The sequence below is a fragment of the Marilutibacter chinensis genome (genome assembly GCF_021725675.1).
Taxonomy (GTDB): domain Bacteria; phylum Pseudomonadota; class Gammaproteobacteria; order Xanthomonadales; family Xanthomonadaceae; genus Marilutibacter; species Marilutibacter chinensis.
Genome location: NZ_JAKJPO010000022.1, coordinates 12,818 through 26,357, shown reverse-complemented (window position 1 = coordinate 26,357; position 13,540 = coordinate 12,818). Strand labels below are relative to the sequence as shown.

At 61.1% G+C, this 13,540-nt stretch carries 10 protein-coding genes; 8 read left to right on the top strand and 2 right to left on the bottom strand.

Annotated features, from left to right (window positions below):
* Positions 1–242: 242 nt before the first annotated feature.
* Positions 243–2,066, bottom strand: a complete 1,824-nt coding sequence (locus tag L3V18_RS18540; protein WP_237056892.1) for an ABC transporter ATP-binding protein — start codon at positions 2,064–2,066, stop codon at positions 243–245.
* 1,873 nt (positions 2,067–3,939) lie between these two features.
* On the opposite strand from L3V18_RS18540, the gene L3V18_RS18535 reads away from it, so the two are divergent.
* The 8 genes from L3V18_RS18535 (at position 3,940) to L3V18_RS18500 (ending at position 12,443) form a co-directional block, all read left to right on the top strand.
* Positions 3,940–5,499, top strand: coding sequence for an L-tyrosine/L-tryptophan isonitrile synthase family protein (locus L3V18_RS18535; RefSeq protein ID WP_237056890.1), 1,560 nt, complete (start codon positions 3,940–3,942; stop codon positions 5,497–5,499).
* A gap of 18 nt (positions 5,500–5,517) precedes the next feature.
* Positions 5,518–6,132, top strand: coding sequence for a GNAT family N-acetyltransferase (locus tag L3V18_RS18530; protein ID WP_237056888.1), 615 nt, complete (start codon positions 5,518–5,520; stop codon positions 6,130–6,132).
* An 89-nt stretch (positions 6,133–6,221) separates the two neighbouring features.
* Positions 6,222–7,433 (top strand): glycosyltransferase family protein, encoded by a 1,212-nt coding sequence (locus L3V18_RS18525; RefSeq protein WP_237056887.1) that lies wholly within the window; start codon positions 6,222–6,224, stop codon positions 7,431–7,433.
* A 242-nt stretch (positions 7,434–7,675) separates the two neighbouring features.
* Positions 7,676–8,560, top strand: coding sequence for a 3-hydroxyacyl-CoA dehydrogenase family protein (locus L3V18_RS18520; RefSeq protein WP_237056886.1), 885 nt, complete (start codon positions 7,676–7,678; stop codon positions 8,558–8,560).
* On the top strand, positions 8,550–8,804 hold the full coding sequence (locus L3V18_RS19285) for an acyl carrier protein (RefSeq protein WP_255784117.1): 255 nt from the start codon (positions 8,550–8,552) through the stop codon (positions 8,802–8,804). The genes L3V18_RS18520 and L3V18_RS19285 overlap by 11 nt, the downstream gene beginning before the upstream one ends.
* The gene (locus L3V18_RS19360) at positions 8,752–9,933 is read left to right on the top strand and encodes an acyl-CoA dehydrogenase family protein (RefSeq protein WP_343226360.1); all 1,182 of its coding nucleotides are present in this window, start codon (positions 8,752–8,754) and stop codon (positions 9,931–9,933) included. The genes L3V18_RS19285 and L3V18_RS19360 overlap by 53 nt, the downstream gene beginning before the upstream one ends.
* A 4-nt stretch (positions 9,934–9,937) precedes the next feature.
* Positions 9,938–11,035, top strand: a complete 1,098-nt coding sequence (locus L3V18_RS18505; RefSeq protein ID WP_237056884.1) for an HAD-IIIC family phosphatase — start codon at positions 9,938–9,940, stop codon at positions 11,033–11,035.
* Between the two features lie 238 nt (positions 11,036–11,273).
* The gene (locus L3V18_RS18500; RefSeq protein WP_237056883.1) at positions 11,274–12,443 is read left to right on the top strand and encodes a ferritin-like domain-containing protein; all 1,170 of its coding nucleotides are present in this window, start codon (positions 11,274–11,276) and stop codon (positions 12,441–12,443) included.
* A 227-nt stretch (positions 12,444–12,670) separates the two neighbouring features.
* On the opposite strand, the gene L3V18_RS18495 is transcribed toward L3V18_RS18500, so the two are convergent.
* The gene (locus L3V18_RS18495) at positions 12,671–13,519 is read right to left on the bottom strand and encodes a hypothetical protein (protein ID WP_237056882.1); all 849 of its coding nucleotides are present in this window, start codon (positions 13,517–13,519) and stop codon (positions 12,671–12,673) included.
* Positions 13,520–13,540 lie beyond the last annotated feature (21 nt).

Here is a 13,540-nt window from a genome sequence, read left to right as displayed (position 1 = left end):
GACCGGTACTCCGCCGTCGGCTTCCTTCAGGATCGACACGATCTGCGACTCGCTAAATCGACTCTTGCGCATTGAGAACCTCCGTTAGGCCTAGCCTGCCAGATGTTCTCCTTTGTCACTGTGTCAGTTAGGTGGAAGGCTACGCTTCGCACGGCTCGCGCTTGACGCTGCAAAGGAGAGCGCGGGAAACGGGCGGGCGGAAGCCGGCTCGATTCGCTGCGTATTCGGCGCGCTTCGCCAGATCATCGGTACCCGCTCGCCTGTATCGAGAACAGTCGTGCGTAACGCTCACCCGCCCGCATCAGCTCATCGTGATTGCCACGCTCGACTATCCGGCCGCCCTCTACCACGATGATTCGGTCCGCCATGCGCACGGTAGAGAATCGGTGCGAAATGAGGATGGCGATCTTTCCTAGAGAGCGCTCGCGGAAGCTCTCAAATACGTCGGCCTCCACCGAGGCGTCCATCGCCGAGGTAGGCTCGTCCAGCACCAGGATATCGGCGCGCGTTCGCATGAAGGCCCGAGCCAGGGCTATGGCCTGCCACTGCCCGCCAGACAGCTGCCGTCCACTCCTGAACCACTTCCCCAACTGCGTACGATAGCCGGAGGGAAGACTCGTTATGAAGGGCGCGGCCATACCCTTAACGGCAGCCTCTCGCCAGCGAGACTCGTCCTCAAAGTAGTCGGCATCGCCCACTCCTATGTTCTCGCCAACCAGCCAGTTGTAGTGAACGAAATCCTGGAAGATCACCCCAACGCGATCACGCAACGCCGACTCGCTCCACTCCTGCAGATCAAGACCGTCCAGCAGAATCCTCCCCGACGTCGGTTCGTAGAGACGCGTGAGGAGCTTGATCAGCGTGGACTTGCCGGAACCATTCGTCCCTACGATGGCCAGTGACTCGCCCGGCTTGATGCGAAGATCGATGTCGACGAGCGCAAATTCCTCGCTACCCGGATAGCGGAAACTCACCTTTTCGAACCGGATGCCATCATCCTGCATCGGACCAACACTGTCCGCTCCGCTCCGCTGCTTCACCGGCGTTCTGAGGTAGTCGAACAAAATGGAAAGATACAAGTTGTCCTCATACATGCCGCCGACCGCGGCGAGGCCAGCGGAGATGGCCGACTGACCTTGACGAAACAACATCAGATACATGGTCATCTGACCCAGGGTGATCTGAGCCGCGATCGCTGCCATGACGATCGAGGCGTATACGCTGTACAGTGCCGCCGTACCGATCAGCCCCAGAAAGAAGCCCCACGTGTTCCGCCCAACCAGAAGTTTCTTGTCAGCAGCGTACAGATTGCTGTAGATGTCGCGATGACGCTTCAACAACAGCGGCCCCAATCCGAAGAGCTTGACCTCTTTGACGTGATCGTCATCGAGAGCCACGTTCTCGAGATAAAGCTGTTTGCGTCCTTCCGGAGACCGCCATCGATGCAGAAGAAATGCATCGCCCGAAAACTTCGACTCCGCGAGGAATGCCGGCAACCCGCAAAGCAGCAGAGTCGCCACCGTCCAAGGCGAAAAACTCACCAGAATCGCGCCGAAGGTGCAAAGCGATACGACGCTCTGGATGAGCGCGAAGATGTGCCTTATGATCGATATGGGCCGCGTGGGAGCCTCTTGTCGCGCACGAACCAGCTTGTCATAGATATCTGCGTCTTCGAACTGCGCCAACTCCATTGCCAGCGCCTTTTTTGCGATCATCTCGAAGACATGCTGACTCAGCTGGCCGCGCAGCAGATGCTGCAGCAGCGTTACCGCGCGCTGCGTCGCGGCCATGCAGGCGACCAGCAGCCCTTCAACCACAACCCATCCGAACGCTGTGCCATGCGCTGTCGAATCCGGTTGGCTGATCGCCGCCAGTACCGCATCTACAATTTTCGCACCGACGTAGGCGATCGCCGCAGGTAGCACGCCTGCCGCAAGGGTCAGTATGCACATCCCTATGGCAAGCGAGCGACTGGTGCTCCAGACCAAGGACAACGCGTGCTGGCTGTGGCCAAGGACCGAGAAGAGATTATGCGCAAGTTGCAATACGCTCTGACGAGGGGGCATCGTCGCTGAGGATTGCGTAGTTCGACTGTCGGAAGACCCAGCGTGGCGTGAGTTCACGTCGTCTTTACGCGCCATTTTGTGGTAAAGAAGGCACGAAAGGCAGTTCGAATGACATCTGGTCCTGTCGAGTCCGTCCTGCGGCAGGCAAGCGACACCGCTGTGCGCCTCGCGCCCTGGATCGAAGGAACGGACACCCCCAAGACCCCATCGGTAGTGGCATATACGGTCCTGAGAGGCGGAGGGTACAGAGAGCGTCTATGCCGACATGCATTTCTTCCATGCTCGCTTCTGCATCCTCACCATGCCGCACGCTGCGCATCCACTCCGCGACTCCTGTCGACGTTTTAGGCTCATCCAGTTTTATGCATGCTGGGATGGCAGCAAAAGCGCGAATCCCTTGTACAGAGGCCGCATCTGCCACCATAGAGTATCCATCAGGATTTTACGGCACTCGCGATCGTATACCATAGTCAGAGCCCATACAACCTGGCAATTGCATCCTGGCGACGGAACGATCCGTGGCTGGCGAGGATGCGCGACGCAATCGGCATCCCGCATCGCATGCGCTGAAATACCCCCTCCCTATCGCCGCGCACCGAGTTGGCGGCGTTCGCAGCGGCGCCAACGATGATCTCCTCGCTCCGGAAGCCGGATCGTCCCTCCGTCGCCATCGTCGAACCTGTGAACCTGGCCACTTTATGCCGACTTGGCGCGTCCTGTCTCGACCACAGCTCGCCACAGGCTGACGGAAGCGCCCGCCGTGCGTGTGGCGTCGAGTATCTGCGATACCGAATCATTCATCCCGGACCCAAATGCGAGTCGGAGCGCGAGCCACTTCTCGACGATGCGGAAGCGTGGCGAACGGCTCGCGGCAAGTGGATAAGGACTCGGAAGGCTCGCTCTTCCGCAGACGGGATCCCCAATGGTGTTGACCAAGTCTGGATGCGCGCACGTCACGGCCCGAGATGGATTATGCGAGACAGGCCGTCCGCGACGCATAGAACGTATGGCAGTCGACCGATCATCACATGGTGACTCCGCCCACGACCGCAGGACGACACATCAGAAAGCTACTACCGAGGACTTGTCCTGCACCGTACGTGTTCGAGCTCGGCGGGATCGAGCCCGCTTGCTCCGCTCGTTCCGTTCGGATGCCTGCATGGCGCCATGTCTTCTGGGATCCGGCCACGGACCCACGCACGACGGACGCCGCATGCCGATCCCACCGCGAGCTACCAACCCGCTGCGAATGTAGCCGTATGTTTGTCGGCAGGAGCCTCCCGAGGCCAGCGGCGTGATAGGAGCGCGTAAACCACAGGCTTGATTACGCTTTAAGGCAACCATGTCTGCGCCAAGCCCCACGATGGCGATGGCGGGCCGGCGTTCGCCGGCGGCATCGTCCGACGCCGCCGCACCATGCCGCACCGCGCTGAAAGTCGGGCGACCAAGACCGCGCAGCCCCGACGGAGTATCAAGGCACCCGAGAGCCGCCTCCGGGCACGACTCCATGCGCTCCCGGAAATCGACACGATGCATGCGGCGACGGGACGATCCAAGCCGCCGCTCCATCCTTGGCGTCACCGTAGATCGATAAACTCCGCGTACAACATGCGCCGTGCGACGACCCTCGCTTGTGACATCAACGGCTTGACCAGGCGACGAACAAACAGCGACACTGGGGACGTCAACCCGGGAAGCTGGCCGGGGCCGCGCGCCACGGATGCCGGACGTACCGGTGCATGTGCTGCATCTTGTCGATCAGTTTTGAACTTAAGAGGCTGCGCGCGCGCATGCCGGCTGCGGAGCACCGTTGGAACGAAGCGACTTGGAGGCAAGCCTTGTCACAGAGAGTTGCATAGTGAGCGTTGAGCGAATGCAGAGCGCGCAAGTTACCGAGGATGCGTATGAGGTGGGCCTCAGCAGGATTCGCGAGGGGGTCATCAGTTCGCACTTCATGCATCGGATTTCTCTGAACCCAGACTTTCGACTCTACGAGCAAGAACGCTACAGTGCATCGTGCCTGCAGATTGACGAAGGCACATTAACGACCAGGTTGTTCCCAATCCTGAAGGCGGCCAGCGCCACCTACTGCCAACGGCGCATGGAGACGGCGCAGATGCGCGCGAGGAAGCAGTTCCGGGCATACGGCCATGGCTCCGCGGACGCGCTCGGAGCGTCGGAGTTCATCACCGAAGCGATCCTCGACAAGGAGTTCTCGCGCAATGCGGCGCGCTACAACGAGAAGATGGCGCTGAACCAGCGATTGAAACGCCTGATCCAGGATCATCGGCCGATCGAAATGGTCATCCCGGCGCTTCCGTTCAAGATCCCGTCACCACTGAAGGCCCGAGGCACCCTCCCCGATCTCGGCGAAATCAATTTTTTGTTGAGCCTGTATGAGATCGCCAAGGTCGTTGAGGGGCTATATGACGTGCCGGTATCCGAAGACTCGCCGAGGCTTGCGACGTTCACGGTCGTTTCCGATGGGCTACGTTTCCATGAAGCGGTCAACAAGTCCAGCGCTGAGGTCGATCGATATCAGTCGACGCTGGCTTACTGGGTACAGCGGCTCGGCTTGGACGCGTACATCCGCATTGTCGACTACAGGAGCCTCCTTCGCGACCGCCTCCCGAAAGAAAAGCGGGATGCGAAAGCCCGCTTGTTCAAGTTCGCTCACGCACACTACTCGAAGACGATGTGGCCGCTCTTCGATCCAATCAATGTCGTCGATTCGCTCGAGGCGGCGGCACGCGTGGAGCCAGATCCGGAACAGGAGAATCCGCAGGGAAGATTCGTCTCGCTTCTCAAATCACTGATCTTCACCGTAAACTATCGAACCCTTCAGGAACTCGATGGCATCACGGACTCGGTCCGCGTGGATCTGTACCGCGAACTGACCTCGAATATCTTCCGCCCTTACACGGCCGGGCCGGGGCGCAACGACACGGACTCCTCTGCGCAGACCCGCACAGGTCTGCGGCAATCCAGGCTGTCACCCCAGTTCATGGAGCGCCTGCGGAGATCTATGCTGCAGGAAGCCTGGGAGGCGGCGATCTGTTACATCTCCGAGATCAAAAGCGACCGCGACCAGTATCAGGACCCTATCCTTGCGTGTTTGCCCGGACATCTGCGCTGGACCATTCACAGGAAGCGCGGCCAGATCGCGATTACCACCCCGCCCATTCTGGGAATGGCCGTGCAGGCTTGGGCTGGCAGCGCCGTTTTCAGGCCTGCCGGACGGGGCAAGATACGGCTTTGCAGCCTGCCGGTCCTATGCCTGGAGGCTGCGGGCGCGATTCCGGTCGTGAGCACCGGGCAGGCCGCTGATGGCAGTCAACCGCTTTTCTATATCGATGAAGCACTCGGCGTCATCGACATCGACGGCCTCCTGGAGGCTCTCGGCAGATCCTACACCCGTCAACGCTTCAGCTAGCCTCGCGGAACCACCGACATGCCAACCGCGCTGCCGCAACGTCTTCAGGGTAAGCTTGTAACTCTCGAGAAACTGGAACTATCCCATCGTGAACCTCTCAGGATCGCCGCCGAAGGCGACGACGCCATCTGGACCTATTTCCCGCTGAATTTCAACGGCGCGGGCGAGCATTTCGATGAGTGGTTCGATTACACGATGGAGCAACTCGAGAACGGCCGCCACTATCCGTTCGCTGTGAGGCGGCGGAGCGACGACAGGATCGTGGGAACCACGCGCTACTACGACCTCATCAGCGATCATAAGCGGCTTGCGATCGGTTCCACCTGGTATTCGAAGGAAGTGCGAGGATCCCTCATCAACTCAGAGGTGAGGTTGTTGACATTGGGTCACGCGTTCGATCATCTGGAGATGAATCGGGTGGAGATGATCACCGATCCGCGGAATATGAACTCGCGCGCCGCCATGCGGATCCTCGGCGCGACCCAGGAAGGGATCATGCGTTGCCACTTGATTTACCGAGATGGACGCGTACGCGACTCGATTCTCTTCAGCATCATCCGCAGTGATTGGCCGGATGTGAAGGCGAGGCTTCACGACAGGCTCGCCGGAACCACACGGCGGCCGCTGCCCTGAACAATGCGCATGGAGTTGTGCATGGCTCATTCCAGTAGGAGCGCTAAACGCAGCAGGAGCGGAGGACGCCAGAAAGGAATCCGCCATCGATGACGACATCCTCTGCCGCCCCCGCCCCCGACGAACTGCTGTCCGCCCTCACGTCAAATGGAATCGAATGCTTCTGGCACATCGAGGATGACGTCCGATCGCTTGTCGACGCCGCGATCGTCGAGCGCCACGCCCAGCGATCCGACATGCTTTCCATCTTCGTCGCGCCGGTGCCCCCGCCGAAGGATCGCGTGCGGCGCGATCCACCCACCCGGTCGTTCATTGCCAGCGGCGCATGGGTCCGATCGTTCCCCGCGGCAGTTGGCGATCGGACCGATGCATGCTATCGGGTGGTGCGGCACGCCCTTTCCGGGCATACGGATGTCCCGGAAATCCGCATCTACAACGGGGTCGATGCAATCGAGCGCGACCTCGGCTATCCGGAGGTCGAGTTTATCATCCCTCACAGGGGATCGAACGCTCATCTCGATGTCTGTCTTTCGGGCGTCTGCTCGCAGTCGTTGGACTGCCGTGCCTCGGTCTGCCTCGACGAGTCTTCCGACTGGCGGCCCGTCCGCGCAGGACGGCGCGTTCGCCTGTTCAAGGCGGAAGATCCGCCCGTGGGACCCTACGCCATACGGCAGTTCCTGTCGATGAACTCCTCGGCCGAGTACCTCGCTTTCCAAGACTCCGACGACTTCTCCTTACCGTCGCGCCTAACGGAACTTCTGACCGCGCGCATCGAAAGCGGGGCCGACATCGTGGGATCTCACGAACTCCGGCTGGACGAGATCGAGCACGCCGTCATTCCCGTCAGGTTTCCTCTCGATGTCAATGCCGCGTTGCGCGAAGTTGCGGAGCATCCGCAGCTTTTCCCCACCACGGTGGCCTTGACCGCCACCGTCCAGCGGATTGGCGGTTTTTCGACCATTCGGATGTTCGGTGGAGATACGGAGTACCTGTTGCGTGCGCATTTCCTGGCCCGGATCATCAATATCGATCGATTCGTGTATATCCGCCGCAGACGCGAAGGTTCACTCACAACCGCCCCGGAGACCGCTCTCGGATCACCTGCTCGCGTGGAGCTCGGACGCATCTGGAGGAAGGACTTCGAGGAAATAAAGAAGGGCCGGCTGGCGTTGGAGCACTCTTCACTCGCGCTGCGCCATGGTCCGGCCGCCAGGATCGTCGCGGCCGACGACGCGGAGCGCACTCCATCGGCCCGCACGACACGGCCGCGGAAGCCGGCGACGGCAGGACCCTTCGAATAATGCGCTTTCGGGCCCCAGGATTTCCCCGGATGCGTCCGCAGCTCAAAACGGGTCCGCGGAAGGAATGGCGACAACGTTTCGCGGGTGCGGGACTGCCTCGGGAGACATCCGAAGGCCGTCCGCGCTGCGTCGGCCCGGCTCCGAACAAAGGACGATCGACGACCGCGTCCCCCGCAAATCGGTACACTTGGTCGTCACCCCATCTGCTAGAACCGTCCCGCTCCCGCACAAAAGAATATGTCATGAGGATCCACAAAGTAGGCGTCGTAGGCGCGGGAGTGATCGGCCGTGGGGTCGCCCAGTCGCTCGCCCAGACTGGGCACCGCGTCGTGCTGATCGATGTCGCCGAATCGATACTGTCTGATGCGCTGACCGATGTCGCCAACGGGCTGCGTTTTGCTGCGCTCAGCGATCCAGTTTTGCGTGGATCCGACCACGCGGAGATCCTTTCCCGTATCGCCGTCTCGACCGACTACCGGCATATGGAATGTGTCGATTTCGTCGTCGAAAACGTCACCGAGGACTGGAATGTCAAGGAGGCGGTGTATCGTGAACTCGACCGGACGTGCCGCGCGGACTGCGTATTCGCCGCCAACACATCGGCGATCCGGGTCGGGCGCATCGGCGCGACCACCGGTCGCCCCGCCAGTGTCGTCGGCCTGCATTTCATGAATCCTGTCCCGCAAAAGCGATATGTGGAACTGATCGTGGGTTCACACAGTTCGGCCTCTGCCGTGGCATCTGCCAGGACGCTGCTGGACCAGCTCGGAAAAGAGGCCATCCTGGTCCGTGACAATCCCGGATTCGTATCCAACCGGGTGATGATGCTGATGATCAACGAGGCGGTCGCGGTACTCGAGGAGGGGGTGGCCGGCGCCTCCGACGTGGACGCCATCTTCGTCCATTGCTTTTCGCACAAGATGGGCCCTCTTGCCACCGCGGATCTGATCGGTCTCGATACGATCCTCCGAACGCTCGACGTATTGCTCGACGATTGCGATGACAAGAAGTTCGAAGCTTCGCCTCTGCTTCGGCGCATGGTAAAAGAAGGCAGACTAGGCCGGAAATCCGGCTCCGGATTTTTCGAATACGGCACGCAAGGAAAAGATAGGGCTCATGGAAATTAAGCAGCGGATCGGGAGGTACTTGACCGATCGAATCGGCTCGGATGTTGCCGATCATAAGGATATCTTCAAGCTCGGCCTGGTTGATTCGTTGTTCGCGATGCAGCTGGTTCTCTTCATCGAACAGGAGTTCCAGATCGCAGTCGAAGGCGAGGAGCTCGATCTCGACAACTTCTGCTCCATCGATGCGATGAGTGCGTTCGTGCATAGGAAGCTCGGCAGGGAAGACCGTGGATCTACGCCTTAGCGACTCACAGCTCACCGCCCGCGAATACGCAAGACGATTCGCATCGGACGTCGTCGGCCCGCTTGCCGATCGGACCGACCGGGATCGAGCAATGCCTGCAACGCTTCTGGAAGGCGTGCGCGAGGGTGGCTGGCTCGGAGCGGCGCTGCCGGCGGAGTGGGGCGGCTCAGAGATGGATTCCCTAGCCTACGGGCTAGTGACCGAGGAGATCGGCAGGGCATGCTCGTCGGTCCGAAGCATGCTTACAGTGCACAACATGGCATCTCAGGCTCTGGTGCGCTTTGGAAGCAGCGAACAGCAGGCTCGATGGCTCCCCGATCTGTGCACGGGCCGGAAACTGATCGCATTCGCCCTCACCGAACCAGACGCCGGCAGCGCGGCCAGTTCCATACGCACCGAAGCTCGAGAAAGCGCCGGATCCTACGTGGTCTCCGGAACGAAGGTTTGGACCACATTCGGTTTGATCGCCGATCTGTATCTCGTCTTCGCCCGCTTTGGCAACAAGCCCATGGCGCTCGTTATCGAACGGGAGAGAGACGGGGTCGTCATCGAGCCGATGCCGGACGTGATCGGCACCCGGGGCTCAATGCTGGCTCGCCTTCGGCTTCTCGATGTCGAGGTTCCCACCTCGCATCGCGTAGGGCCGATCGGCGCGGGCATCTCCTTCGTCGCGAACGCCGCACTGGACCACGGCCGGTTCTCGGTCGCATGGGGCGCAGCGGGCGTCATCCGAGCCTGCCTGGACGCCTGCCTGGCGTACGCATCCAAGCGATCCCAAAGCGGCCAACTCCTCTCCGAGCACCAATTGATCCGGCGAGAACTGACCAACATGCTCGTGGCGCACACCACCTCCTATGCGCTGTGCTGCCGCGCCGCGTCTTTCCGCGCGACCGGGAATCCACGCGCCGTGATGGAAACCGCGCTGGCGAAGTACCATGCCGCACAAGCGGCGGTTCGGACCGCCACGGACGCGGTTCGACTGCATGGCGCGAACGGCACCAGCCAGGACTATCCGGTGGAGCGGTACATGAGGGATGCTATGGTGCTCGAAATCATTGAAGGCACGCGGGAAGTGCTTCAAAACTCCCTCGCCTCATACGCCATGCAACGACCCTACTCCAGGAGCTGATCGCATGCTGTCTCCTCAGCTCGCACATCGGCAGGCGCTGGTTAAATGCGTAGTATGGGATCTCGATGAAACGCTCTGGGACGGAGTGCTGCTCGAAGGCGGGGGAAAATCCCTCAAGCCCGGCATCGTGGAGATCGTTCGCGAACTCGACGCACGCGGCATCCTGCAGTCGGTCGCAAGCAAGAACGACTACGATATCGCATGGCCGGTGATTGAGTCGTTCGGATTATCGGAGTACCTACTGTTCCCGCATATTTCATGGAACAGCAAGGCTGAATCTATCAGGTCGATCGCGAGCTGTCTGGGGATCGGCGTCGATGCGCTGGCTTTCGTCGACGACCAGGTGGTCGAACGCGACGAGGTGCGCTACTTTCTGCCTCAGGTGAGGGTCATCGATTCTGCGGACATCAGCGACCTTCTCGAGCAGGAATTTCTACGGCCCCGCAGTATTACCGACGAGGCGCGCTCGCGCCGCCTGATCTACCGTGCCGAAATGGAACGTACCGAGGCGGGACAGAGATTTTCCGGCACGCGGGATGAGTTTCTGGCAACACTCGGCATGCAGATGACGATCCACCCGATCGGCCGGGGGGATCTTGCACGTGCCGAAGAATTGACGATTAGAACCAATCAGTTGAACACGACCGGACTCACGTACTCCCGCGAAGAGCTCGAAGGGTTGTCGCGGTCGCCGGCGCACCTGGTACTGGCTGTCAAGCTCGCCGATCGCTATGGCAGCAGCGGCACCGTCGGCTTGGCAGTCGTCGAGAAGAGCGCGGACCTGTGGACCATCCTGCTGCTCATCATGTCCTGCCGCGTCGCCACCTGTGGCGTCGGCACGGCACTGATCGGACATCTCGTTCATAGCGCTGCTGCAAGCGGCGTTCGACTCCGAGCCGCCTTCGCCCCCACCGACCGAAATCGCCAAATGTACATCGCGTACAAGTTCGCCGGATTTCGCGATTCGGGGACAGTATCGGGTATGAAGTTCCTCGATCACGACTTCCAGCGCATGCCGGTAGTGCCGTCCTACATCACCGTCATCGCCGATGTCGCCGATGTCGCCCGACCTGCGCGTTCGCTCGCGGACGCTTCGCCTTGATGGAGCGAAGTCCCATGCCGTTCTCTTTGCGCATCCGGCCGAGGGTGCTGCGGAGCGCGCAAATCTGCGCTCCAGTGCACGGAGCAGCAGCCCGCTGCGGCGGTGGCCAGATGTCGACCGCCCCTTTCCTAGACCACCTGATCGCCAGGTTCCTCCCCTCCTGCATGGCTGGGCGTCCTCGCTACCGCCTTGGTATATACGCCGCTCCCGCCGGACGGGATCGGCATGGAAAACAAGGATGAGAAATCTACAGCGATCTTCCGCTGCACTCTCTTGCTTTGGCTACAACCTTCTGCGCTCCATCGAATTCTGCTGCGCATGGCTCCCGGCCGTTGCCGCCTGCGACGGCAAGATGGCAATGGGACGGGAAATCGGGGCATATGCACGCATGCTCGAATCCATTGAGCGAAGGCTTTCGGAGCTGGCGGGGGGGAAAGGGTGGCACGGCCGGGCCGAAGATGAGGAGTTTTTCAGTGCACTGGCAGCGACTGCGCATGAGGATGACGCTATCCTCGCTGCCGCGAAGGCCTTGCGAGCGAGATTATCGGTCCTGCTGGGGCAGCTCCTGCATGAGCTGCGGAACTCGCCACATGCCACGATCGATGAACCGACCGGCCTGCTGCTGCAAAGCGCGACAGCGTGTCTTGGCGATGCAGGCGCGGATGCGCCATTCGATGCCGATGCCGTGTACGTCGCCTATCGCAGCGACGAGATCCTGCCGCCTCTCGTGGCGCGCCCCGCCCGAGAGTCACGGCTACAACTGCGCACCGAGCCGGGAGGAAATTGGGCCGAATGGATTCACTCGCCAGAAGGGCGCCTCGATATCATCCACGAGATATTCATCGAGATCGAGATTCCAGCCACGGAGGTATGCGCGATGAACATCGTACTGTTCCGCGATGCCCCACTGAAATTCAAGCTCGACATGGCCAGGCAAGTCTGGGACGAAGCGCGTCATGCATTCGTGGCGCTGGCGCGGTACCAGGAGCTCGGCGGCGAACTGGGTGCCAAGCGCTATTCCGAGAACTTGTGGAACCACTGGAGCCAGGGCGACGATGTCGTCGACCGTCTGTGCATCCAACAGGTGGTGCAGGAAGGCAATGCGCTGGATTCGGTAAGCAATCTGGCTAACGTGTTCCGCAAGGCGGGCGACGTGCCGACCGCCGACATGTTCATGTTCTTCGCTGCGGATGAAGAGCTGCATACGCGGTTCGGCAACGACTGGGCGCTCGCTTTCCTGGGAGGCGACAAGGCTGTTTATATGCAGCGCGTCGAAGCTGCGGCCGAGTCGATTGGCGCGCTGCTGCCTGGTCGCCGCCCCGTCAATGTTCCTTCGCGTCTGCGTGGGGGCTTCCCTCACGATGTGGTCGAGGATCTCGTGCGACGACAGGCCCAGCGCGGCGCATAGAGCGCGGCGCGCTTCGTTATTCCACCGGCTTTCACGGGAGGCTCGTGTGATCGCGGCGGCATAGGTCCGGTTCTGCGTCATTCCGCAGTCATTCCCGTTGCCATGCTCACAACGAGCGCGGGCCTGGCTCACTTTCGCGTCACACACGCATCTACACGGCAGGCGCGCGACACGCGGCATCTTCGCCTCGCCCGCGGGAGCGACTATCCCGGTGGCCGGGCCGTTGGCTACCCGACCACCGATTCGAACAAGTCGATCGTCTGACGCAATGGCGACTGGATCCAACGCGATTCAGTGGGAATCGAAATGCCCTCGAGCGTCTCGACATAGGCTCTTATGTACCGGTCGAAGCCAGCCTTGTTGCCCGGAAGACGGAAGAGCCAGCTCGCGGAGCATGGCGTCTTGTTGGTGGCACTGACCACCGCGTCGACCTGCATGTCAACGAAACCCAACGCTTCCGCGGTCTCCGAAGCCTGGGTATGTTCGACCAAATCGACCGAACGCGCGAGGGCACGGGCCGTCAGTCCGTAGTTGTTGGTGCAGTAGCGATACCGAAATACCTCGCAACGACCGATTGCCGCTGCCGTCGGAGCGCCCTGGAATGAAAACGTGGTCAATGATCTGGCGAGGCGGAGAAACGGAAAGACCACCGCATCGACCGCTGAGATGTCGATGCCGCCGAGCATCCTTTCCAGCGATGGGTGGAACCAGTCGTCGTCGTCGTGGTAGAAAAGCAGGAGACGTTCGTCACTGCGGTTCGCCAAGAAGGCCGGCACCTCCGTCCAATCGATCCGGATCGCGCCATCGACGCGCGCGAGGGTGCTGTCGGCGATCTCGCACAATCGCGCGCGGCATTCGAAATACGATACGGCAGCAAGCCGGTTCCAGCGCTCAATGAGGTCCGGAATCTCGCGCGAGAAGCGCAGATCGTGAAAGGGGAAAAATCTTGCCGGCGGGACCGGCACCCCCGCGGCGTAGTCGCGCGCCAGCGCTCCCCAACCAGGCGACGCGCGCCTTGCGAACACGATCATACCAACACTGCACCACGCCAGCTGCAGCCGTTCGGGGCTTGGCATGGTCCACTGACCTTGCCGCCT

Coding starts and splice junctions, on each gene's coding strand:
- L3V18_RS18495 (WP_237056882.1), bottom strand. CDS start 13,519: ATGCCAAGCCCCGAACGGCTGCAGCTGGCGTGGTGCAGTGTTGGTATG.
- L3V18_RS18535 (WP_237056890.1), top strand. CDS start 3,940: ATGCAGAGCGCGCAAGTTACCGAGGATGCGTATGAGGTGGGCCTCAGC.
- L3V18_RS18525 (WP_237056887.1), top strand. CDS start 6,222: ATGACGACATCCTCTGCCGCCCCCGCCCCCGACGAACTGCTGTCCGCC.
- L3V18_RS18505 (WP_237056884.1), top strand. CDS start 9,938: ATGCTGTCTCCTCAGCTCGCACATCGGCAGGCGCTGGTTAAATGCGTA.
- L3V18_RS18540 (WP_237056892.1), bottom strand. CDS start 2,066: ATGCCCCCTCGTCAGAGCGTATTGCAACTTGCGCATAATCTCTTCTCG.
- L3V18_RS18520 (WP_237056886.1), top strand. CDS start 7,676: ATGAGGATCCACAAAGTAGGCGTCGTAGGCGCGGGAGTGATCGGCCGT.
- L3V18_RS18530 (WP_237056888.1), top strand. CDS start 5,518: ATGCCAACCGCGCTGCCGCAACGTCTTCAGGGTAAGCTTGTAACTCTC.
- L3V18_RS19285 (WP_255784117.1), top strand. CDS start 8,550: ATGGAAATTAAGCAGCGGATCGGGAGGTACTTGACCGATCGAATCGGC.
- L3V18_RS18500 (WP_237056883.1), top strand. CDS start 11,274: ATGAGAAATCTACAGCGATCTTCCGCTGCACTCTCTTGCTTTGGCTAC.